A 24,596-nucleotide genomic window follows, 5' to 3' on the forward strand; every position below is an offset into this window, starting at 1 on the left:
TGAAACAGCAGAACCGTCCCCATGTTTCATCACCCGTTAACAACCAACGCTATTACAATCCCAACTACACTCATCATCAGTGAAAACAGAATATTTTGTTTGGTGATGGTGTATGGGTTTATTTTCATACTTTGCGATGTCATCGTTGCGTTTATACCATATGGTGATGATGCCGAGGTGGCTAGTGCTGATATGATTAAGACAATCCCGACACTTAATGGATTAACATAGGCAAACATTGGCTGTAAGACCTCTAACAATATCGCTACCGTTGCAATCGGATGAACACCAACCATTGCCATGACAAAATAGATGACCGTAATAAACACAAAAACCACAATGAGGTAATCCTGCATCGAACCCATCAACTGCTGAAGCAAAGAAGGAATGGCACTATGATTAAACCCTCCCGAAAAGAAACCTAATGACAAAAATAAAACAGCAAAATTTTGAAGATGGTTCGTATAATTTTTCCAAGAATACCAGCCATCCTTTAGAAAAGTACCCGCTGCTCCTATTAAAATCGACCATAAAAACGAAAATGGTAAAATCACCAATGTAACACTTAAAATAAAACTCATATTAGTTAATTTATTTACCGTTAAAATAAGTGCTAAAAAGATGGTTAACATCCCAAACATTTTCAGTAGATGCGGCCATAAAACGGACCAAGCAATGCTCTCTGAGGCGGACTTAATCTCCCATCCTTTGTAGCGATTTTTCGACATTAGGATGTCCAATAAGGCGATTAAAAAGGAGCTAAGCAAAAGCCATGGCAAATACACCAAATAACTAACACCCGTTCCATCGACGGTCAATCCAACAACAATCTCCATAGGACTCCAAATAATCGCAACCGAAAATGCACGTAATGTCGTTTCGATAATAAATGAGTTTCTTATTTTCTCTGGTAAAGAAACTAATTTCTCACGCAATAACTCTTGGGCTAAGTAAATCGCGGATATATTAAGAAAAATTAATAAGGAATACGTCGTGGCGATACTTTTACTATAAAGTTGGGCTAAGTCACCATTTTTACTAACTAATAACTGGGCTAAGTATTGATCATATGTACCCAATTTAAATACAGTCCGAATCCACGGCAATAAACTTAGAAAGATTAAAATTGGTAAAGAAGTGAGAATATGACGGATAATCTCATCAAAGGACACACCACTTCCTACACTTAAGCTCGCTCCAATTATAAAAAAAAGAATACTGATTGTTTTAAATAGATTACTCGCCCATATCCAGGAAAGCATAAAAACTAAAAAAGCAAAAATTGCTACCACAATTTCAAATTGCACACTTCCTATTGCAAGCGCAAACAGAAACACCAAAAATAACAATCCATAGATTATATAAAAACGCCGATGCACAGCCTCTAACATGTTTACTCCCTCTTTCTAACATAATAAGAGGTCGAGTAATAGTTATACTCAACCTCTTGGACTACCATTATTATATCATGAAACATAAGTACGATGGTCGTGTTACACTTTTTCTTAAACAAAAATAAGATAATGAAACAGGAGAACCGTCCCCCTGTTTCACTTCAAGCTAAGCTGGAAAAGCGTTCTTGGTTGATTTGCCATTTAAGTGGTTCATTATTTAGAAATCTTGTTAATTCTTCTAGCATATAGTGTCCCATTCGGCCGCATTCTGCTCCTTCACTTCCTGCTAGGTGGGGGGTGAGGATGACGTTTTTCATATCGTACAATACAGAATCTGCTGGTGGTGGTTCTGGGTTGGTTACATCCAGTACGGCTGTTATATCAGGACGTCTTTGCAGGGCTTTGGTCATTTCTTCCTGATTTACAATAGCACCACGAGCAGTATTAATAAAACTAGAATTCTCCTTCATACTTTGAAAATGTTTGCCCTCTATAAGATTTCTTGTTTCTTCTAACAGCGGGGCATGTAGGGACACAATATCACATTGTTCAAAAATAGCGTCAATAGAAGTCGGTGTTACTTGATAATACTCTGCTTCTTCTTTGGTCATGAAAGGATCATATGCATAGACATCCAGATCAAAGTGTTTTAGTAATTCACAAACACCCCTGCCAACAGTGCTCATGGATATAATGCCAACCTTGCTGCGAAATCCACCACTTAACTGATATGGTTTGGAAGGGTAAGTTCGATTCTCTTCAATCATCCTTACAAAATGCCAGCCTCGCTTCAAGCAAAATAATAGTTGTGTCAATGTAAACTCAACTACTGGAACAGAATTAGCATGTACCGCATTCGTAATAGTAATATTTCTTTCCCATGCAGCATCTGTGACAATCGTCTTTAAGGAACCGGCTGCATAAAAGAAAGCTTTGAGATTTGGTGCATGTTGAAGAAACGTTTCATCTAATGTCGGACCTCCCCATCCAGACAAAATCAGATCTACTTCCTTTAAAACAGAGGGGTCTCTCTTCACTTCTTCAGTACTCATTACGTCATGATGGATATCCACTAGCTGATCAATTTCATTTCTAATATATTCAGGGTACACAAGTGAAAAAGGTGCTTGATTCATAATATAGATACCTTTCAAACAACCCACCTCCTTTTATTATTTGATAGACTTATAAATCGGAAACTCTTGATCCGTCCACGCCTTTTTACCTGTCCAATCTTGAGCAGGTGCTTCCCAAAAAGTTGCTTTAGCATCAAGACCGAGCGGCAAATAAATAAACGTTGCCAAATAGAGACTTCCTGTTGATATGTAATGCTCTCCAGTACTTTTTTGATGTCCTGCTAATCCAATTGTCAACCAACCATTTTCATCAAACATATGATTAGATTGAAAAGTACGCTTAATTACTGCTGTTAAGCCTTCTCTCACTTGAGTTTCTTGAAGAGAGGCTGGTAATTCGTTACGCAGTGCTTGATTGGCTAAATGATGAAAAGCACCAAAACGATAAGCAAGAGAACGTCCAATTGGCGGAAATGTACCTTCTGGTGAAATCAATCGTTCTTGATAAAGCGCATATTGCTTGGCTCTTTCAATGTAATCGTCTCTTCTGGACTGCCAATCTGCATAAGTAGCACCAACCACATCAATAATGTCTAGAAGCATCGGCTGGATCACATAACTATTATAATAATCGGCATGATAAGCAGGCCCATCACTGTAATGTCCATCACCTACATACCATTGATCGAATTGTTTTAGAGCGTAATCTATTCGCATTGGATCCCAATCTTTTTCCCCTATACGATATAAGCAAGCCTCAATGATTGCAGAAAATAACAACCAATTAGAAAAGTGTGGTTTGAAGATGCGCGTCTGTTTTAAAGCAGTAATCACCTGTTTTTTTGTCGATGCATCTAATTTCTCCCATAGCTGTGTCGGTGCACGTAATATCGCCTGAGCTAGGAAAGCGGTATCAACTAATGGCTGACCTTCATCTGCAAAATTCATATAATCAGGTGATGCTGGATCAACTGCATGTGCAATCCCTTGGCGAGTTTTTTCAGCAAACCTTGCTTGCAAATTGGCTTCTTCTTTATCAATGGCTTTTCCTTCAAGCCAGGCACTGATGCCATTTAAAGTACGAGCAAATGCCTCTAAATGTGAAAACTGATCACGATCAGCCCCCTCGATTTCCTCTACAGGCATACGCCTTTTTAATTTCCCAACAGATGAAGCGTCGATTACTGGTTCCGCTATCTGTTGCATGGTTTTTAGCCAATAGTTGCGAGTTTCCATTTTCTCAACTCCTCTTCATCTATTTTATTGTTTGGTTTGTATTTAGCAGGCATAATATGTTTCACCTTTTTCAATATTTATTTATCATCTTTTATGTTGTCATAGGCTTCTTTCCATCCGGATAACATTTCATACGCTTGAAGAAGGAAACTTAAGTCGAAAGTGCGTTAACTTTTATAATCACACTCTTTTCACCATCCGATCCCCCTCATTGTAGATGCATTTAGATCATGTAAAGATGCGATCTAAACATTTCTTGGCTTGTTTAACTTCAATCGAAAAATCCTGCCAATCACATTCAATGGAAATTCTTTTATCATATCCTATACTTTTTAGCTGCTCTCGTAAATAATCATAAGGATAATCCCCTGTCCCCGGTGCCAATCGACTACTGTCGGCTACATGGACATGCTGTAAAAGGTGACCAGCTGGTTTGATGTTTTCAATAGGTTCAGCTTCTTCCATCATATGATATAAATCGGCTAACACCTGAATCGACGGTCGGTTTACTTTTTCGGCAAGGGCAATGGCTTCAGGTACACTTGTAATGATATTGCTTTCCTTCTGGTTCAATGGTTCGATCACAATCGTTATCCCTAGAGGTTCAGCAACACCTGCAACCATTTTCAGGAATTGGATGATTTGTTTTTCTGCCTCTTCTTTTGAAAAACCATCCGGATAGCTTCGTGCACCACCACTACCAAATACTACTGTATCAGCCCCTATTGCATTGACTCGATACAGAGCCTTGTTAATATACGTTTCTAATTGCACAAAATCTACATTCGGACCTGTAACACGTAAATGACCTGGAAGCAAAATATTACATGTTTCAATTGGAATGGGACTTTGTTTATACTTTTCGTACAATTTCTCGAAATCTTGGTCATTGTCTGGAACTAATGATACAACCGTACATTCAAGGAAATCATAACCTGCTTCTTTCACTAGTACTGCATCCTCTATACTTCCGCATACACCTATCTTGATGACGACCATTCCTTTCCTGTTTTTTTTAGAATTGCTGTGTCCATTTTTCCAACCATTTATAATTGTGACCCAGAGCAGTTGCAGTGTCGTATTGGTTACTAAAATCCTCAATTCCGATATATCCATCATAACCAACAGATTTAAGGTCCTTGATAACTTGTTGCCAATCCACGATTCCTTTTTCTACTGGCGCCCAATCCACTTGCCATTTTACTTCTCCCGAGTCTGTTTCAGCATCTTTGACCCATATTGCGTTTTTCATATGGATATGTGCTAAATAATCTCCTAACAATTGCATACCGAGAAGGTGATTCTCATATCCTTCATGCACCATATTACCTGGATCATAAAGAACACCCACATACTTAGAATCCAATCCTTCTAATAAACGAAAAGCTGCAGAAGCGCTTGTCGCAATCGTGTTGTGGTGTGTTTCAATAAGTCCCTTCACCCCATATTTGCTACACAGTTTTTCAGCTTCTTTCATATATTGTCTTGCATTTTCGAATAACTCTTGGAAATTTTCCTCTCGATTATACTTTGGAACGCCTAAACGGATAAACGACGCATCAAGTTTGCTTGCCACTTTTAAGACTCGCTCTGTCTCTTCTAAGTCATCTGTTAAATAAGGTGTCACACTTAATGTTTCGATTCCATATTCAGCGGTTAATTGTTTGAGTTTTGCTAATTGATCGTCTGAAGCTCCTGGATCAATGGTACATTTATTGTTCCCCCAAAAACTTGTCTGTTCTTGCTTTACACTTTCTGGTGTTTCTTTAAATCGCCATTCGACTGCTTGATAACCCGCTTCTTTCATAATTGGCAATAACTCTTCAGGTGATTGATCATGAGCCATTACGGAAAATACAGAATATTTCATAATTATTACCCCTTTTTGTAAACGTTTTCTTTAATCCTTATTCAAATAGTATCAATTTTTTTCATTCGATGCTTAAAGCTTATTGCTCTTCATTTGACTGAAATTGCTCAACCAATTGAAATTTCCTTGATAGTTCTATTAATTTTACTAAAAGACGGATAGTTTGTCTTATTAAAATATGAAGAATTTTCTCATATTTAGAACTTAAATTTTTATATACTCCCACTTGCAAAAAAATGGCTAAAATAAATAATCACTTGACATCTTTTTACTTATGTGAGATAATTCATCAGTTAACAAATGTGAGGTAACAAATAAGAGTATCTGGCATTCTACATGAAGTTTTTTGAAGATGCTTATTCACACTGGCGCGACTAAGGGGTCGCAAGGACGTAAGAGCAGGTAGGGCTTACGTTGCTTAAGTTAGAAAATTCCAGTGGAACACGTACCGCGGTTAAGTGAAATTCCAATTATGAAATTTCCCACCCGAGTTTATCGGGATTAAAAATAATAAATCTTATGTGTTACTTTATCAATCAAAGGGGTACTCTTATTGTAAGAGTGCCCCTTTTCCAATACATATGAAGAAAGAAGGTCTTGATATGAATAAACGTATAGGAACGATTCAAACGTTGGAAGTAGTAAGAGAAATGGATACAGGTTATGTGCTGGAAGACGATATTCTTTTGCACCATAATGAAGCAGACTCCGATCTTGAAGAAGGACAATTTGTCGAAGTTTTTCTTTATCAAAATAAAAAAGCCCAAACGATTGCGACGACTCAATTACCACGCGTTCAAGTTGATCACTACGGTTGGTCGGAAGTCGTTGCAGTTTTGCCACACATAGGTGTTTTTGTAAACATTGGTACAACTAAGGAAATTCTTGTTTCAAAAGATGATCTTCCACTATTTGAAGATGTATGGCCAATAGCAGGCGATCAGCTCTATGTCACGTTAGGCAATGATCAAAAAGGACGTCTACTCGCACTTCCTGCAACAGAAAGCATATTTGAGAGAGAATTTGAAGCAGCACCAGAGGACTTATTTAACAAAAAAATCAGTGGACGTATTTATCGTACAGGTCGAGAAGGTTCTGTATGTATAACGGAAGAAGGGTATCGCGGTTTTATCCATCATAGCGAACAAAAAGAAGAGCCACGCTTAGGCGAACGAGTGGAAGGTCGAGTGATTGATGTCAAAGAGGATGGCACAATCAATATGTCGTTAAGACCGTTAAAAAAGGATAGTATCGGTGAGGATGCGGAAGCAATATTAACATATCTCGAAGAAAATGATGGCATTATTCACTTTTCTGACAAAAGTGATCCAGAAGCAATCCGAGATACGTTTCATATAAGTAAAGCGGCATTCAAACGAGCGCTCGGAAAATTGATGAAGGAAAGAAAAATCAAACAAGACAATGGAAAGACGTATTTAATACGGTAATGTCTTTAAAAGAGAATTTAACTGCTTTACCGATGATTCTAAAATCGGCTTCACGGGAATTCACCTCCTCTTGACGGGAATCATCTTGTTCTTCACGGGAATTAAGTTCATCTTGACAGGAATAAGCAGCGATTCCCGTGAAGAGACGGAGAATTCCCGTCTACAGCGAGTTAATTCCCGTTAACATCATCTATTTTTTACCGTTGCAGCAGTTTTTAAAAATATCGAAAGAATAATTAATTCGAACAGAAAACCGATGGACTGGGCCAAAGCGCCAATCGATCCTCCCCCATCCGGATAAACGAAAATAAGAATGAACAAGGAAGCGACTGCTGCCACCACGTTTCCTGTTTGCGAAAAGGACATGATCTTTGTTTTATTTCGAATCATCAAGATCCCATTGGCGAAATCAATCCAAGGGAAACAGAGTGTGAATAGTACGAAAAAGCGTAATGCCAGAATACTATGATCAAGTAATTCTCCAGATACCCCAATGATATTTTCGAAAATCCATATTCCCAGAGGCGAATAGCCAATAATCATTAACATAATGCTCGGGATCAGACTCATTATTGCCGTGAAACGAAGCACTGCACCCTGATCTTTTGGATAAAAATTGATCACGATCTGATGTACATAGGAAGCAATACTATTCAATAAATGCACAACAGATAACGCAACTGCATAAGAAGCAATCGCAATTTCAGCTTTCGTACTCCAGCCAAGAACTGCATTAATGGTGGGTGTGACACTGACCGCGATCAGAGATGCCACCATCAATGGGCTATAAAAACGAAAGATCTGTGATTGTTGCCTTATACGATGCTTGTCCTTTTTTTGCGGTAACTCCCTAACAATCAACCTTCCTTCCAGAACACTCACAAGTGCCTCGACCGCCATACCAGCTAAAAAGATATATGCTCCAATATAACCATGATTCACCAAATTATTCTCAAGTAAAATCCAAGCTAAAGAAGCCATAGCTATCAAACGTATAACCATCCCAATCGTCAGCCATTTTGTTTTTAGATTGGAGATAATCACACCTTGATACAAGCAACGAACCCCTGAAAAAATCGTAACAAACATCAGAACGCGATAAGCATCTATTGTTGGCTGAAGCATTCGATCACTAACACCTAGCAATCCAGAAAAGAAAACCTCTCCCAAAGGGGAATAAGCTAGGATAAGACTTAACAAAAAAATAGCTGCTAACACATAAAATGTCGCATTTTTCATTAATTTATAAGAAATACGGTCTCGTACTAATGTCGAGCACGTTTGTCGTAATATGACGGCACAACGTTCTAATAAAGCAAAAAGACTCATTGCAACAGAATAGCTGGCAATGACAACCGCTGGCTCTGGCGCACGGGCCAGTGTACTATTGATAATTACATGTGAAATGGTTACCAAGCTTGCGGATAAGCCGAGCGGAATAAAAAAATATAAAAGCGTACGAAAGGAAACTTGTTGACTGTTTGAATCCGCTTTCTTTATTTTCATGATGAACACGCCCCTAAATATGATCCCGGATAAGTTTTACTAGCAATCAGTGGGAGTCTTATACTCCCACTGATGAAAGTCTCATTTTATCATAGATTAATTTTATTGATAATGCTAGTTTTAGGGACTATCCATTTAGTAACTTCATAGATTAATAAACAGTACTATTCTTCTATTTAAGGTGTATCCTCACAATCGCCAATAAAGGTTATCGGACTAGTCGCCGCCGTAAAAGCAGTTGCAAATGTATTGCCATGAAAGTCTGTTGCATTTACTGTCCACGAGCCAATATTACTAGGGCCAATCATTAACGTAATCGTGACTTCATAAATTGCATTTGGAAAGACATTTCCCGAAGCACGTGCTGTACCTCTCACTCTGGCAAACGTGTTACCATCACATTCGATCTCAATTCTTCTACCAAGGATGAAATTAATCGTATTACCACCACTACCAAATGCAACATTGAAATTATCAACAGCAGGATTACACATTGGTGCAGCTACAAAGCATTGTACGGCTGTAACATTAATAGTTCCAGATAACGTCGACGGGGCACCATTTACGGTAATATCTGCCGTAGCAGGTGCAGATCCTCCTTGAACACCGATTCTAAATTTGCAAGGGCACTCCTCTTCCGGGCATTCTACTTGAATACAGATTGTGTCAGAGACGATGTCACCGTTGACTGTCGCAAATGCGGTTATAGTTGTTGATAATAATGGTGTTCCTTCTGGGACCGTTAGTGTAGTAGAAAAGGTACCATCTGCTGCAGTTGTGACAGGGTTCGGAGCAAATGTACCAATCACAGGGAAATTACTGAATGTCACTTCTGCACCATCTACAGGTGCGCCATCACATAATAAGGTTCCTGATATTTCACCTTCACACGTTATAAGTGGATCAGCTGTTAGTGTTAATTCACAATCACTGTCACATGCTACATTGACTGTAATCGAGTCAGCCAAGGCTTGCCCGTCTACTTCCGCAGAAGCTGTGATCTCGACATCTGTTGGTGGTGTTCCTGGTGGCACTGAAATCCCTGAGAAATAGTTACCATTTAATCCTGTGAACGTTGGATTTGGATTAAAATTTACGATTGCAGGATTTGCCGTAAGTGTTACTTCTACTTCAGGAATAAAATCATTTCCACAACGGACGCGACCTGAAACAACATCATTACACTCCATTGATTCTGGCCCAAATAATAATAGTATACACGGCTCTGCTAAACAGCGAACAATCGTCGGTAATGTGATCGAAAGTGATTGCCCTTCAACAACAGTATGTGCGGTTATTGTTATATCCGTTGGCTCAGTACCTTCTGGAACAGTTACCACTGCTTCAAAATGGCCAAATTCATTTGTAAAGGCAGGTTCAGGAGCAATAGTTACAATATCAGGTGACGCTGTAAATGTAATTGGTGCATTCGCAACAGGCTCACCATCACAAGTTACCGTACCTGAAATCGTTCGTTCACAAACAATGACAGCAGGAACAAATAAACCAATCGAACATACATCACAAATAATCGGCACTGCATCAGCCGTTTTGTGAATCTCAATAGTCGCTTGCTGTGAGATCCAATCATACACTTTTTCTGTTCGCATACAAATTGCTTCTGTTTGTTGCAATGCAGGACTTTCATTAAATTGAACAAGCTCCTTTTTTTCTAGTGATGGTTCATCCTCACATAAAGGAGGTGGTACGATTGTTGGACATGAGGGGCGAACAAAAGGTTGTCTAGGCTGACAAAAATCGGCATTTATCTCTATCGTAGCAGGATGGATCGCTTTAATGTCTTGGCAAATGGTAAGCAATATATCTATTGATTGATAGCTTCCATTTTGACAATGGATAAATGCGTTACAAGTAAAATCCGTAATCGTGCAGCGAACGTCGACGCCTTCTGGTGCACATAATAATACCTCTTCTATCTGACAAAAAGGAATAGGCGCCGAAGTACACGTGTCGATATTATTGGATACCTCTACAACGATAAAACCAGATTTTCGCAATACCACTCGTTGGAGCTCAACTTCTTCTCCACTAGCTAACCGGGTTGTTACATTCTCTCTTGTTTTATTATTTATTTCTTCACATAAATGAGACGAAGGGGCAAAAGGATCAAGCCGATTACCACTTTCATCACTCAGAAAACATGAGACCACTCCACCGTTTTCAAGCAGTTCACATAATTCAGGATTCAATATCGGTCACCTACTTTTTGATACATCGTTAACGTATTCTATGTATCAACTTGATAAAAGGGAAGCAGATCTTTAGCCCTTTTTGCAACATAGGGACGGTTCTTCTGTTTCATCTCTTTATTATGAGTGAAACAGGAGAACCGTCCCCGGTGTTTCACTCATACAGCAATCGAAATCATTAATGTGATATATATACAAAGAACAACCAAACAACTACAAAGAAATGAAATAGACAATGGTAGTTTCTTTAAAAATGACCCTATCGTTAAACCTATTACAACAATATTGAGAAAGAAAAAATAAATACTATTTTCACCGGGGGCAAAATAAACCATGCTATTCGCATTTATTTGATCGGCATCATGAAAAAACTGAAACAATGGCGATACCATGTCACTAGAAAGATAGTTACCATATGCTGGTGATTGTTGAGAGTATATGGCCGTAATAGTAAAAATAATAAATAGAATAATCCCTTCTAAACGCAACCATGGGAGCGGATTAAACGAATCATTTTTGGATACCAAATACTTCATCAGAAATCCATTTATGAGGGCATATAAAAACAACGGCAGTAAAAATAAATGCTTAATTAGCAAGCCTTGTCCATAGGAAACAAGCCAAGCCTTCATATAATCATCGACAAGTGTACCCATTAATAGTAAACCACTAATGACAATCGAGAATAGGCAACCAACAGCCACGATAGTAAACCACTTGAGAAATGCCTTCCAATTATGATGATTCGTCGAACACCAGCCGATAATAAAAATAACACCTACCCAAATAGAAGCTGCCGCTAAGTGCACAAAATCAGCTACAACACCTATAGTAGCATCAACAGTTGCAGCATGACTTGATAAAGCGATCGTCAGCATCAACCAAAAGGATAAGCACAGACCGACTACACCAAGTATCCTTTTTTCAGATAGGCGAGCCACCAACAAAAACACCAGTAACAAAAAAGTACCTATACAAGTAAAGATCCAAGCATTCCCGACAGTATAAGTTGCAGGTACCATTTGCAAAGCTTGCCAGAGACCTATTCTATCTGAAACAAACAGAATAGTCTCAAGAACTGGAACAAAGGAAACAATAGGTATCACAATCGCCGCAACTATCAAATACGACTTTTTCATTTTTATATCCGGTCGATAACGCTCAGGCACTATCATTAATATAAAACTGCCTGTTAGCACTGCTAAACATAAATATAATAATAATTGACTAACAACAAGAAGCAGAATCATTTGTTATTTCCTTCTTTTTATCATAAGAATCATACCAACCACTGCAAAAATGACAACAACTATAAAAAGGGTAATAAAAAACATATTATCTGTGCTTTCCGTTTCTTCGTTATCCGCAGCAGAAGTTTCACTTTCAGTAGTATCTGTTGTCTCTTCTTCCAGAGTTTCATCTTCACTCGTCTCCACCTCAGATTGCTCGGATGCTTCTTCCTCTTGCGTCTCTTCGGTGACAGGCGCATTAACAGTAAACATAAAGTTCCCTTCTAGCGGATGACCATCAGTACTAATAATACTCCAATTCACTTCATACTCATCATTAGGAAGCGGCTGACTAAGAGTAGCTGTAAGAGTACTTTCATCTATAATGGTATCTTGTACGTCAATCGCTTCTCCACTGGTATTAGCTATCGCTAATGTGCTTCCTTCTTCAATTGCACCGTCAAAAATAAGAACAATATCTTCCACTTGTTCCATGACCTCTTCCCCATCTGACGGATTAGACTCCTCTAAATGGGAAAGAGCCGGTACACTTATAGCTAATGGACTGATCAATAGAATTCCTATGATCATAATAATGACACGTTTCATATATTTATTCCTCCTAATATTTCCTACACAAATTCAATCTCTAAAATATTATAAGGTGAAAAAGAAATGAAGATAATACCCCTTAAGAGTGATTTTAAATGCTCAAATACTCATCCTGATCATTTAATGTTAAAATATAGACATATTTGAAATAGAAAAAGGTGAAAACTTGACATACAATCAAATTAAATGGCTGATTTTGCTTACACCTACGATCACCATCGCACTATGGGAATATATAAGACATGAATTTTTACTGCCCTATATTTCAATGGAAGTTGGAAATTACCTTTCCCCCTTCCTTGTCTTTGTTGTGACACTCGTTTTTCTCCGTCACTTGTTTACTAGATTAGAACACATGCAAAATGAATTAAGACAAGAAAAAACAAAAAAAATTGAACTAATAGAGAGAGACAAGTTAGCAAAAGAATTACATGATGGCATTGCCCAATCGCTATTTCTGCTTTCCGTAAAAATGAATAAATTCAACAGAAAGAATCAATTAGAGCATGATCAAGACTTTCAAAAAATGAAGCAAACGTTACAACATATCCATGATGATACACGTCAAGCTATTACGAATTTGAAATATACTCCAAATCAAACACCAATAAGCTGGAGAGAAACGATCAACCAATTTCTCGATGAAATTAAATCAAATCACTCGATCAACATTCATCTTCAATGGCATATCAGTGAGGATATGCTAACTGCTAAAGAAAAAGTAGAGTTATTTGCTTGTATGAAAGAAGCGGTCATGAATGTGATCAAGCATGCAAATACCAATGAAATGTGGATCAACGCATTTGAACAACAAAATGGTTGGATATGTCAAATCAAAGATCGTGGAATTGGATTTTCAGATACAGCCTTACGAAATAGCAAAGGTTATGGCCTACATATTCTAAAAAATCGTGCTATTGATATGAACTGGCATTTTTCCCTTGAACGAAAAGAGAACGAAACAACCATTACTCTAAAAAAGGAGCAAAGCTAAATGCAGCCGTTTCGTGTACTTATTGTTGACGATCACACACATGCAAGAGAAGGTATTAGAGAAATATTAGAAGAATATAAAGATTTCATTATAGTTGGTGAGGCGAAAAATGGGCTGGAAGCCTTCCAACTCACAAAGGAATTAATGCCTGATGTTATTTTAATGGATATTAATATGCCTGTAATGAATGGAATGGAAGCAACCAAGAGAATCAAACTGCAATTTCCGTTTGTGAAAATCGTAATCATAACTGTATCTGATGACATAACGGATTTATTCGACGCCTTAAAAAATGGGGCACAAGGATATTTATTAAAAAATATTCAGTCAGAAACTTGGATAGAGCATCTAAAAGCTTTTGCACTGGATGAGGTACCGATGTCAAAAGAAATCGCATTGCAAATCTTAAAAGAATTCCCTCAAAACCAGACTAAAAAAGATAAAAACATTCCCTTATCCAACAGGGAATTAGAAGTACTGCAATTAGTAGCAAAAGGACTATCTAATCGTACTATTTCAGATAGTCTCTATTTATCAGAACACACAGTAAAAAGCCATTTAAAAAATATATTAAGTAAACTTCATCTCGAAAATCGGGTACAGCTTACCAGCTATGCTTATAAGCAAGGGTTGATGGATTTCGAATGATCTTTTTTTCATAAACTGACTTTCCATTGATCATTAGCGAAACTCACCCAGGAAGCTGTCCTAAAAATATGGGAGGTAAGGTGATGAAGCAACATTTCCGGGTTGGAGAATTAGCAAAGTTATTTCAACTTTCGACCTCAAAGCTTCGGTACTATGATGAGATCGGCATATTTCAACCTAAATATACGGATCCAAACAGCCGGTATCGTTACTATACTATTGATCAATTCATCGTATTGGATACCATTATTTTCTTAAAGAAGAATGGATTTTCAATCAAAGATATACAGAGCCATTTAGAGCAAAGAACTCCAGAAAATACAAAAGAGCTTCTTGAACAAAAACTGATAGAGGTAGAGGCAGAAACAGAAAGACTAAAGAAGGTTTCTGAAAAAATCAAAGGCAAAATTGCCACGATTGATGAGGGACTTTCTCTTTCTGCAAACCCTACCTTAATTTATCGTTCCTTTCCAGCGCGAGCAATTTCTTATCTCTATAATGATGAACCGATTGATTTAATGAAAGAAGCAGATATGTTGTATTTAAATGATTTAGAAGAACTCTCATTAACTGGAATTGATTATCCCGGATTTTTCACAGGCGATTTTGGATCGATCGTGGAACTAGATAGTCTTTTTAACGAAGGACCTGTTAAGTATCAAGCTGTTTTTGAAGTACTTCATGAGGAAAAAGATGGTTTAAAAACATCGTATTTGAACGCTGGCAAATACGCGTGTTATCCACACCTTGGATCATATGAAACCATTAAATCAAGTTATATTTCTGCATTGAAAAAGTTGGAACAAGATGGCTATCGCGTTTCTGGTCCCCCGATCGAAATAGCCTTGCTTGACGAGTCGGTCATTCAAGATGAAACAGCTTATTTAAACTGGATTCAAATACCAGTAGAAAAAAACAATTGACATTAAAGTAACTTGAAGGTTTATACTTTCTCTTGTATGAAATTGCAGGAGGAATAAAAATGAATCAAACACATCAAAGTTTGAAACGCGATTCAGTAAAAAAAGTGTTCTTGAAATATTTCTTTCCATCACTATTAGGAATGATGCTAATGTCAGTAAATATCCTGATCGATGGCGTCTTTGTTGGTAATGGGGTCGGTTCAAAAGGACTGGCAGGCGTCAACCTTGCCATGCCAGTATTTTCACTAATCTTTTCGGTTGCACTTTGGATTGGCATCGGTGGGGGTACTATTTACTCGATCTATATTGGCAAAGAGGAAATAAATAAAGCGAGGAATATATTTTCACTGGCAGTTACCAGTACAGTTGTGCTGTTATTAATAATTGGCAGTGTTGGTTTCTTTAACTTAGAGAAATTTGCAAATGTACTTGGAGCAAACCCAGATACGATTGCTCATACCATGGATTATTTAAAAATTCTATTCCTGCTCGGATGGCTAATTGCTTTGGAGCATCTTCTCAGTGTGTTTGTACGTAATGATGGGAGCCCTACCTTATCGATGGTAGCTTTAGGAACAACGGCAATCGTCAATATCGGCTTAAACTACTATATGATTTTCATTTTACAGTTAGGTGTTCTCGGTGCTGCACTCGCAACAGTACTAGCAAGCTTTGGCGGATTACTTATACTTTTACTTCATTTTTTAAAAAAGAATTCAAATTTGCGTTACTTTTCCTTCAACTGGTCTTGGCGAATGCTCAGAGACATATTTTCAATTGGATTTCCAAGCTTCCTTACCGAAGCAGGAGTCCTAGTTTTTGTCGCCAGCTATAACTTGGCGGTAGTCAGTTTACTTGGAACGGAAGGAGTTGCCGCTTTTTCAGTTATCAATTATCTACACGGCTTCATGTTCCTGTCCTTCTTTGGCATTGAGTCTGCCCTACAGCCGATGATTAGTTATTATCATGGGGCAAAGGAAAAGATCCGTATTAGAGAAAGTGTAAAAATTGGCGAGAAGGCATCTATCCTACTAGGTGTTATTTTGCTTCTGATTGGGCTATTAGCAGCTCCTTTGCTCGTTTCATTCTTCGGTTTGGAGTCGGATAATATTCGCGATCTAGCTATAGAAGGAATTCAATTATTTTTTATAGCTTACCTTTTCCTTGGGTTTAATTTCGTTTACATGACGTATTTTCAATCGATAGGCAAAATACGTCCATCGATTATCATTATTCTTTTACGAAGTTTTATTTTTATGTTGCTTCTACTATGGCTGTTGCCGAAGTTTTTTGGCATCATTGGTGTTTGGCTCGCGCTACCGCTTGCGGAAATGCTTGTTGCATTGTTGCTTGTATTTTTTACGCGAAAGCATGTGATCAAGCCAGGAGTGTAAAGGTATCTGTGATTATCTCAAATTGATAGATACGACAAATAGAAAAAATCAAATCATTAGCGTCGCATAAATATACTCTGAATTTTCTGCCTCAGTTTAAATATATAAGAGAACTGGAAACCAGTATCAATAACATAGCTAAAAATAACGAAGATGAGGTTCCACTCCTCATCCTCGTTATTTTTCATGCAAGCATAATACACCGAATTCCATCCGAATACGTTAAGCAAATATATCGCTGATTTGTTGTACATCTGTATCTGAAAGAGTAATCTCAGCTGCTCTCTTATTATGAAGTACCTGTTCTGGTCGTTTAGCACCCGGGATAATAACATCTACCGAAGGACGAGTAAAGTACCAAGCTAGTACTATATGCACGATTTCTTCGCCGTATTTGTCAGCAATGTCCCGCAGTTTATCTACTTTAGCAAGATTCTCTTTGAATTTATCACCTTTAAAGTTTGGATTATCTGCTCGTAAATCAGAAAATGTTGAATTCACGTCATATTTTCCAGCCAACAGTCCTGATTCCAGAGGGAAGTATGGGATAAATGTAATATTTTCTTTCTCTGTATAAGGAAGAAATTCCGTCTCTGCATCACGTTTCAATAAATTATATTCTGCCTGTAATACATCTACATAGCCATCTTTATTTGCTTCTTTTAGCTGATCGATCGTAAAGTTGGAAACACCAATCGATCGAATTTTCCCTTGATCCTTTAATTCCTTTAAAGCACCTACAGCTTCATCTTTAGGTGTGTCTTTATCAGGGAAATGAATGTAGAATAGATCAATATAATCTGTTTGTAACCTTTTCAAACTATCGTCCACCGCTTTTTTGAGAAAGGCTGGTGAATTATCTAACACAATATCATTTCCAGCAAATTTATGTGCCCCCTTTGTTGCAAGCACAATATCCTCACGTTTGTATTCCTTGATTACTTCCCCAATTAATTCTTCTGAACGCTCTGGTCCGTAAATAAATGCTGTATCTAGCATATTTATCCCATTATCCAATGCTTTACGTACGACATCTTTACCTTGTTCTTCATCCAGCATATTTGGATAAATATTATGACCACCAACAGCATTCGTTCCTAATCCAATAGGATAAACTGAAATATCCGACTTTCCCAATGTAATAGCATTCACCATTTCAAGACACTCCCTTTTTCAATAAAATTCCACAATACAAGCCTATCATGAAAAGCGAAAAAGATTAATTGAAGTGCTTGAGGAATGCAACATAGGGACGGTTCTCCTGTTTCATTTCACCTCATTATTATGAGTGAAACAGAAGAACCGTCCCTGGTGTTTCATATCTTTCTGATTCTTTTTAACATAACAAAGGTAAATCCTATGGCAATAAACAGTAGCCCTATCAGTAAGTAGTTCAAAAGGTTCGTTGCTGTATCAGGTAATCCTTCTTTTTGGTCGCCTTTAGCATCCTGTTCATTTAGGTCGGCTCCACTGACTTGATCATCGTCACTTGCATCGACATTTTCGTCTTTTCGGTAACCATCTTTATCAGCATCGTCCGTCTGATCACCTGTACCTGAATCATCCGTTTGATCGTCTTGATCATTATCGCCATCTTGCTTTCCTGTATCATCATTTGCATCTGGCTCTTTTTCAACCAGACCATCAATCGCTTGTTGTAATGCATTAATAGCATTTCTAAGTTCTTCCTCGGTTTCAACTGTCTCTAATGAATCTTCTGCTGTTTTTATCGCTGCTTGTAATGCTTCAAAAGACACATCCGTATATAAGCCATTCTCATTTGTATAGGTTTTTGCCTCTTTAATTAGGTTTTCTAACTCCGCTTTATCTAACGGTTCTTCAATCTCACTATTAGCTACAGGACTAAGTTTATAACTGTAAGAATACGCTTGATCAGCGTGAAGCATATATTCATCATGTGGTCTCGCGCCCCAGCTATCATCTCCACCAAGTCCCATTTGCTTATAATTTAGTCTCAAGGTAATATCATCACGTCTCACTAACTTATATGGGTGGGATACACGATCTAAATCATGTGGTGTATAGTGTAATGCGTTGACTTCAAGTAATGGTAGTCCCTCCGCTTTTAGACCGATACCATCATCATTTGTTAATGTCACCCAACGGACATCTGTTTTATTTCCTGTTTCTTGTGGTTCCAAATACGGAATAAACTGTTCGTCGACAGTTCCACTATATTGCCCAACAAATGCACCCGTCTTTCGGTCCCAGTAGTTCTCGTGTGGTCCACGTCCAAACCAAGTCATTGTTTCGAAGCCTTCAGGAATCGTTAGCATCATACCGATCTCTGGAATTTCCGGAAGATTCGCTCCTGGCTGAAGGGTAGTATCCACTTCTACTTCGCCGCTTCCATAAACCGTGTAGGTCACAAGATAATCAGAAGCAGTTGAAGTCGGCAAGCTTGCTTCCACTATAAATTCAACAGCAGTACCACTCAATTCATTAAATGTCACATTTTGTATCTGCCAATTTTGTCCTGCTTCTCTCCAAGTACTTGTCCTTTCTGGCATTCCATTTCCTTTGTCATTGTCATTAGGTGCCCGCCAGAAATTCGGGGTCGGCCCATCTTTTATAATCTCTACACCTTTAAAATCGTAGTTAGAAATGGTTCCCTCTTGCTTATCAAAAACAATTTCAAATTCGTCTCCTTTTAGGTTTACCAAATCATCACTTTCTGTGACTTCAATCTCTTTCATGTTAGAGGTATCAATCGTTTCCGTTTTTCGATCTGTAAGTTGAATTTGTTCCCTTGCTACCTCATGTCCACTTTCTGCCCAAGAGGTAGATTCAGATAAAGTAAAGCTTACATTAACAAAATATTCAGCATCTGCCTCAAATTCACTCTTTTCAAAAGGTATCGTTACTTCCTTACTCTCACCAGGAGCGATACTCAGGTCTTCCAGCTGTTTTGTTTCAATGACTTTTCCATTTTTCTGCAGACTCCATTCTGCCTGAAACTCATTTAAATTGGTAAATAAGAACTTATTGTCAATCTCAATCGTACCTTGTTCAAGGTCAACAGGAGTAATATCGATATTTTGGTAGACCTTTTTCACTTCCCAAATCTCTGGTTGTAATGTACGGTCAGGGAAAACAACCCCATTAGCACTGAAATTTCCATCATTCGGCTGATCTCCCCAATCACCACCATAAGCAAAGAATTCATCTTGAGCAAATTCTTTTTCATCAAATTCGTCAAAATCGATCCACAAAACCGTGTCTTCATCTGGCTCTCGTTGTTGATCATTTAACTCAGACACCGACAATGCCCGATCATAGATGCGAACTTGATCAATTGATCCACTTAACAAACGATCTGGATGTTGAGCGTTCCGACCTATGTTAACAGGATAGCTATTATTGTTTAGTTCACCTGTTACATTGACCTCTTCCAAAAGCTCACCATCAACATATAGCTTAATCGCATTTTGGTCATACACCCCCGCAACATGATGCCAATTACCATCATACCAGTCACTAGGGAGTGAGGCGCTGGCGGTTTGCCAAGTATCTGTGTACACATAGAATTCTAATTCATCACCATTCTGTTTAATCGCATATTGGGTATCACCTTTTCCTACAAAAGGACTGTGTGTATCTGTTTGTTCTGGCTTGACCCATGCTTCCACCGTTACCTCGTTCGTTAGTTCTAATGCCGGTGCATGTGGAAGCGTAAGATAACCATCGATCGCTTGGCTATCAACACCATTAACAATTGCTCCTTGTAAATCACCGGTTAATGCGGTCTGACTCTGATCCTTGACCGAATAAAGTATAGGAACCGGCCATCTAAGCCCTTGATCGACCCAATCCCAAATAAATCCACCCTGGAGATTGGGATAGGCTTCAAATGCGTCCATGTATTCTTGCAAATTACCGACACTGTTACCCATAGCGTGTGCATACTCTACCAGATAAAACGGCTTCTGATTACCAGATTCACCGTATTCCTCTACAAAATCAACACTGGCATACATCCGACTTTCCACATCTGTCCATCTGTTGTCACCTTCATAGCTTACTAACCTTGTAGGATCATTCGCTCTTGTCCAATCAGCCATCCGACTGAAATTGTCACCTGTTCCCGCTTCATTTCCCAGTGACCAAATCAGAACAGAAGGGTGATTTTTATCCCTTTCTACCATACTTTTCATTCGATCAAGTGAAGCTTCTGCCCACTGCGGATCACTTGCTGGTAGTGTGTCTCTTACACCGTGTGACTCTAAGTTTGCTTCATCTACAATATATAAACCATACTCATCTGCCAGTTCATAAAACCTACTATCGTTCGGATAATGTGATGTCCTAACAGCATTAACATTGAACTGTTTCATTAATTGAATGTCTTCGAGCATGCTTTCTTCACTAATGACTCTGCCTCTGTCTGGATCAATCTCATGTCGATTAAATCCTTTGAACATAATTGGCTCGCCATTAATTGCCATTTGTCCATCGATAATTTCGAACTCTCGGAAACCAACTCTCGTACTTTCCGTTTCTATTAACGCTCCTGTGTCGTCTTTTAAGCTTAATACGAGTGTATATAAATGAGGTTTTTCTGCAGACCATTTTAATGGATCTTGTATAAGTTGTTCTTCCTTTATCGTAACTTCATGTTCACCATCAAAAGCTGCATCAAGCGTAATTGGTTCATTTAGAACAGAGTTTTGCTCTTGATCATAAAGCATCGCTTCTACCTGATGTGTCTCTGCTGCACTTTCCCAATAATTCGTTACATCTACTTCAACACCAAGCGTTGCATCCTGATACTGATCATCAAGGTCTGTCGTAACCGTGAAATCTCGGATATGGACTTTTGGTGTCGAATACAAATAGACGTCTCGGAAAATGCCACTTAGACGAATAAAATCCTGGTCTTCTAACCAACTGCCATCTGACCAGCGATATACCTCAATTGCTACTGTGTTCTCACCTTCTTGCAAATATTCCGTTAGGTCAAACTCAGCCGGTGTAAAGCTGTCCTCACTATAGCCTACCTTCTCACCGTTGATCCAAATATAAAAGGCGGATTCAACACCTTGTAACGAGATAAAAACTTGACGTTCATCCCAATTTTCAGGAACGGTAAATGTCTGTCGGTAGGAACCAACAGAATTAAATTCAGTCGGTGCGTTCGGTGGTTCTGGATTCTCAACACCTGTCCAAGGATAAGTAATATTCGTATAGATTGGTGCTCCATATCCTTCCATCTGCCAATTACTTGGAACCTTGATTTTATCCCAATCACTCACATCATAATCGTTTTTATAAAAATCGACAGGTCGTGCAGCAGGATTCTCCGACCAATTAAAATGCCAATCTCCATTTAGCGACTCATAATAAGGAGAATTTTCTCGCACACCGTCCAGTGCTAATTCAACCGTATCATAGGGCATCAATGTTGCGTGTGCCGGTTCTCTGTTCACTTCAAAAATTTCGGGGTTATTATTCCATTCAGGCTCATCCAGTTCTGTTTGATCCGTCTTTACGACCATCAGCCAACTCATTTGCGGATCAGAGTTCTCTCTTCCAGCTACACTATCTGATGTTTGAATCGTAAAATCAATCTTACCATCCACTGGCTCTATATTTTTATATTCTCTCGTTTGATAACTCTCTGGAATTTGATATTCGTAATCTACTACCTTTCCATTGACACTAATATCTGCTTTACGGTTCTCTCCAGCCCACTGTGCCCATGGATCAAAAAATCCAGCAAAAATTTTGTAGGTACCGTCTTCCACTTCAAAAGTATAGCTGAAATCTTTTTGATCATCATCAATGTATCTTAAGGACTCGAACATATTAGTTGTGTTTTCTCTTACTGCTGTATTACCTCCAGAGTAACCCCATGTTGTTCCGTTTTCTGGATCATACGCTTGGTCATTTACGTCCTTGTTAAGCAAGGTTTCTGCAATGTGCGGAACCATTTGCTGATAATCAGCGGTTGGTTCGTGACTTGGGTTAACAAAATAGACGACATTCGCCGGAATGACTTGGATCTCATGAGAAATTTGTCTATCTATGCTTGGTAATTCACCTGTTATGGTTGCAGTACTTGGTGTTGCAAAAGCATCCTCATCCACTTGCCATTCAACAGAAACGGTCTGTTGTTCGTTACCGATGGAAACCTCTATTTCATCTGGTAATGCTGGTAATTCGCCAACATCTGCAACAGCTGGTAATTCCGTGATAATCTCTAATTTCCCTTTATTCTCTAAATCACTCAAATTCCACTCATCATACCATCTGATCGTAATGTCATGTTCCTCACCAAATTCAATCGGTAGCCAAACATATCTGGAGTCCGGTCCAGCTGAACCATTGCTGCTAAGTTCCCACCGATCCCCCATATAGATGAATTGACCTTTTTCTGAATCGACTGGGATAACATAGGTTGGCTGTGAATCGTATCCCTTGGTTCCGGCTTCAGCGAATGGATCACCTACTCTTTCCCAATGTTCTCCCTCTGGTACGATCATCGTTTGTGATCGATAATAGATCACATCTGTTGAATTCCAGCCATCTGTTCCAGAGGTAATCATGTAATAGTATCCATCATAATAAAACACCGATGATGCCTCTCGATGCTGGTCAGGTAAAGCTCGGTAATTATAATCCACACCAGGAGTTGCACCCCCACCTTCAACTGCTGGACCAGTGTAATCACTATTCAACAAGGAAACATACATCTCTGCATTCATTTCACTAGAATATATCGCATAGGCATCGTCCACCCCGTCATTGTTGACATCTTTTCCTTCATCAACAAAAACAGTAAAATCACGTGCTTCCCCATATCGATTAGCTGGAGTTACACCCTCTGTCCAATTCATTCTGGTTGCATTGACCAATTTAAAAGGCCCAAACGGTGTATCCGATACCGCATAACCTAATTGTGCTTTGCCGTATCGACTGCCGGTATCATGGTCATCTGGGTCTGCCCCACTTTCCACCCAATCGATCAATGATTCGTTATTATATTGCGGCCCATCAGAATGAAAGATAATCACGAATTTGTCGATTTGCTTGTTATAAATCATTTTAGGACGTTCGACAATATTATAACGGCCATAAAGATTTTCAAACGCCAACCTCAAGTTTTCTTCATCATATTCTTCCGCAATCCTGTTCTCCTCGTCCGTCCATTTGGTAGCATAGGCTTCAATAAAATTTTTAGCCATCAACATTTGATCTTCCGTAATATCTGCACTAGGTTCCGTTAGATTTGCCCACTCTTTTAATTCTTCTAAACTAGAAGCATCATATTCTAGCTCATCCTCACTTTCATTAACTTTTACCGGAAGTTTATCATGCGTAGGTAAAACAGTCCCCATGTCTGTCCAGTTATACAGATCTTCAGAGACATAAGCCTTTACACCTTCTACAGGTCTGGTTGCACTCGTCTTTTCTTCACCATACCAAAACCAAAAATCCTTCGATAAATTCCCGTCACCGTCTACATCATAGCCAATTTCATTTTCGTTCAGTCGTTGGACAGAACCACCGTGAGCTTCAATCAGGTTACCGTCTGTATCCTTCCAGTCGGCTCCTGGTTTGATAGAATCATAAGCTGGGACTTCATTTGCATTCGTACGCGTTGGAGCAGCTGGCAATATTAAAGAAGCAATCATCAAGAAGATCATTGTTTTTTTGATACCTATATTCTTTTGAAAATCTATCAATTTTTCCCCTCCTATGGTTGATTACACTCTACAGAAATCGCTTACATTTTTAAGGGTTATGAAATACTTTTTCGCTTAAAAGAAGTAATGATACATACACTTTCGAAGTGAATTTGAAACTGTGATTGGAATTTTCTGAGGTGAAGTTGCTAAAAGGAATGAAGATTCTAAGAAGACGTTGAACGGAATGATACATTTTTATATTTTGTTTTTATCATAAATTCCCTCCTTTATTGGCTTTCTATTTTGATGTACCAATATACCAACTATACTTAATTATAAAAAACAATTTATAAAACTTTTTTTACCACTTTTACAACATTTTGTACTTAAGTTGAAATATCTCTTCT

The 24,596-nt window shown here is 38.5% G+C and carries 16 protein-coding genes; 5 read left to right on the forward strand and 11 right to left on the reverse strand.

Going from position 1 to position 24,596, the window contains the following annotated elements:
- Positions 1–29: 29 nt before the first annotated feature.
- The 5 genes from BN3107_RS15415 to BN3107_RS15435 form a co-directional block, all read right to left on the reverse strand.
- A complete protein-coding gene (locus tag BN3107_RS15415; RefSeq protein ID WP_058308518.1) occupies positions 30–1,391 on the reverse strand; it encodes a hypothetical protein in 1,362 nt (453 codons plus the stop codon).
- A 164-nt stretch (positions 1,392–1,555) separates the two neighbouring features.
- A complete protein-coding gene (locus BN3107_RS15420; protein ID WP_231735353.1) occupies positions 1,556–2,548 on the reverse strand; it encodes a hydroxyacid dehydrogenase in 993 nt (330 codons plus the stop codon).
- A gap of 18 nt (positions 2,549–2,566) precedes the next feature.
- Positions 2,567–3,706, reverse strand: coding sequence for a DUF2264 domain-containing protein (locus tag BN3107_RS15425; RefSeq protein ID WP_058308519.1), 1,140 nt, complete (start codon positions 3,704–3,706; stop codon positions 2,567–2,569).
- A 228-nt stretch (positions 3,707–3,934) separates the two neighbouring features.
- Positions 3,935–4,705, reverse strand: a complete 771-nt coding sequence (locus BN3107_RS15430; protein ID WP_231735355.1) for a sugar phosphate isomerase/epimerase family protein — start codon at positions 4,703–4,705, stop codon at positions 3,935–3,937.
- Between the two features lie 16 nt (positions 4,706–4,721).
- On the reverse strand, positions 4,722–5,576 hold the full coding sequence (locus BN3107_RS15435; protein WP_058308520.1) for a sugar phosphate isomerase/epimerase family protein: 855 nt from the start codon (positions 5,574–5,576) through the stop codon (positions 4,722–4,724).
- A 602-nt stretch (positions 5,577–6,178) separates the two neighbouring features.
- Between BN3107_RS15435 and BN3107_RS15440 the strand changes: the two genes are divergently transcribed.
- Positions 6,179–7,024, forward strand: a complete 846-nt coding sequence (locus tag BN3107_RS15440; protein WP_058308521.1) for a CvfB family protein — start codon at positions 6,179–6,181, stop codon at positions 7,022–7,024.
- A 186-nt stretch (positions 7,025–7,210) separates the two neighbouring features.
- On the opposite strand, the gene BN3107_RS15445 is transcribed toward BN3107_RS15440, so the two are convergent.
- The 4 genes from BN3107_RS15445 to BN3107_RS15460 all read right to left on the reverse strand — a co-directional run bounded on the left by BN3107_RS15445 (position 7,211) and on the right by BN3107_RS15460 (position 12,578).
- Positions 7,211–8,530 (reverse strand): hypothetical protein, encoded by a 1,320-nt coding sequence (locus BN3107_RS15445; RefSeq protein ID WP_058308522.1) that lies wholly within the window; start codon positions 8,528–8,530, stop codon positions 7,211–7,213.
- A gap of 176 nt (positions 8,531–8,706) precedes the next feature.
- The gene (locus tag BN3107_RS20165) at positions 8,707–10,740 is read right to left on the reverse strand and encodes a BMQ_0737 family morphogenetic spore coat protein (protein WP_231735357.1); all 2,034 of its coding nucleotides are present in this window, start codon (positions 10,738–10,740) and stop codon (positions 8,707–8,709) included.
- Positions 10,741–10,898: 158 nt separating this feature from the next.
- On the reverse strand, positions 10,899–11,990 hold the full coding sequence (locus BN3107_RS15455) for a copper resistance D family protein (RefSeq protein ID WP_058308523.1): 1,092 nt from the start codon (positions 11,988–11,990) through the stop codon (positions 10,899–10,901).
- 3 nt (positions 11,991–11,993) lie between these two features.
- Entirely contained in the window at positions 11,994–12,578 is a 585-nt protein-coding gene (locus BN3107_RS15460; protein WP_058308524.1) for a copper resistance CopC family protein, read from the reverse strand.
- Positions 12,579–12,747: 169 nt separating this feature from the next.
- Here BN3107_RS15460 and BN3107_RS15465 point away from each other — a divergent pair, with 169 nt between their 5' ends.
- The 4 genes from BN3107_RS15465 to BN3107_RS15480 all read left to right on the forward strand — a co-directional run bounded on the left by BN3107_RS15465 (position 12,748) and on the right by BN3107_RS15480 (position 16,540).
- Positions 12,748–13,575: a sensor histidine kinase gene (locus BN3107_RS15465; RefSeq protein WP_058308525.1), complete on the forward strand. Its 828-nt coding sequence runs from the start codon at positions 12,748–12,750 to the stop codon at positions 13,573–13,575.
- Entirely contained in the window at positions 13,576–14,223 is a 648-nt protein-coding gene (locus BN3107_RS15470; RefSeq protein WP_058308526.1) for a response regulator, read from the forward strand. It begins immediately after the preceding gene.
- Positions 14,224–14,306: 83 nt separating this feature from the next.
- Positions 14,307–15,146: a MerR family transcriptional regulator gene (locus tag BN3107_RS15475; RefSeq protein ID WP_058308527.1), complete on the forward strand. Its 840-nt coding sequence runs from the start codon at positions 14,307–14,309 to the stop codon at positions 15,144–15,146.
- A gap of 59 nt (positions 15,147–15,205) precedes the next feature.
- Entirely contained in the window at positions 15,206–16,540 is a 1,335-nt protein-coding gene (locus BN3107_RS15480) for an MATE family efflux transporter (RefSeq protein WP_058308528.1), read from the forward strand.
- A gap of 222 nt (positions 16,541–16,762) precedes the next feature.
- Here the strand turns inward: BN3107_RS15480 and BN3107_RS15485 are convergent, their stop codons facing one another.
- Positions 16,763–17,695, reverse strand: coding sequence for an aldo/keto reductase (locus BN3107_RS15485; protein WP_058308529.1), 933 nt, complete (start codon positions 17,693–17,695; stop codon positions 16,763–16,765).
- A 161-nt stretch (positions 17,696–17,856) separates the two neighbouring features.
- Entirely contained in the window at positions 17,857–24,246 is a 6,390-nt protein-coding gene (locus BN3107_RS15490) for a glycoside hydrolase family 2 TIM barrel-domain containing protein (RefSeq protein WP_058308530.1), read from the reverse strand.
- Positions 24,247–24,596 lie beyond the last annotated feature (350 nt).

Source organism: Gracilibacillus massiliensis (assembly GCF_001458115.1).
Classification (GTDB): Bacteria; Bacillota; Bacilli; order Bacillales; family Amphibacillaceae; genus Gracilibacillus; species Gracilibacillus massiliensis.

Excerpts from the sequence above, each read along its gene's own strand:
- BN3107_RS15455 (WP_058308523.1), bottom strand. The coding sequence starts at position 11,990 with ATGATTCTGCTTCTTGTTGTTAGTCAATTATTATTATATTTATGTTTA.
- BN3107_RS15415 (WP_058308518.1), bottom strand. The coding sequence starts at position 1,391 with ATGTTAGAGGCTGTGCATCGGCGTTTTTATATAATCTATGGATTGTTA.
- BN3107_RS15430 (WP_231735355.1), bottom strand. The coding sequence starts at position 4,705 with ATGGTCGTCATCAAGATAGGTGTATGCGGAAGTATAGAGGATGCAGTA.
- BN3107_RS15445 (WP_058308522.1), bottom strand. The coding sequence starts at position 8,530 with ATGAAAATAAAGAAAGCGGATTCAAACAGTCAACAAGTTTCCTTTCGT.
- BN3107_RS15485 (WP_058308529.1), bottom strand. The coding sequence starts at position 17,695 with ATGGTGAATGCTATTACATTGGGAAAGTCGGATATTTCAGTTTATCCT.
- BN3107_RS15435 (WP_058308520.1), bottom strand. The coding sequence starts at position 5,576 with ATGAAATATTCTGTATTTTCCGTAATGGCTCATGATCAATCACCTGAA.
- BN3107_RS15475 (WP_058308527.1), top strand. The coding sequence starts at position 14,307 with ATGAAGCAACATTTCCGGGTTGGAGAATTAGCAAAGTTATTTCAACTT.
- BN3107_RS15470 (WP_058308526.1), top strand. The coding sequence starts at position 13,576 with ATGCAGCCGTTTCGTGTACTTATTGTTGACGATCACACACATGCAAGA.
- BN3107_RS15440 (WP_058308521.1), top strand. The coding sequence starts at position 6,179 with ATGAATAAACGTATAGGAACGATTCAAACGTTGGAAGTAGTAAGAGAA.
- BN3107_RS15425 (WP_058308519.1), bottom strand. The coding sequence starts at position 3,706 with ATGGAAACTCGCAACTATTGGCTAAAAACCATGCAACAGATAGCGGAA.
- BN3107_RS15480 (WP_058308528.1), top strand. The coding sequence starts at position 15,206 with ATGAATCAAACACATCAAAGTTTGAAACGCGATTCAGTAAAAAAAGTG.
- BN3107_RS15460 (WP_058308524.1), bottom strand. The coding sequence starts at position 12,578 with ATGAAACGTGTCATTATTATGATCATAGGAATTCTATTGATCAGTCCA.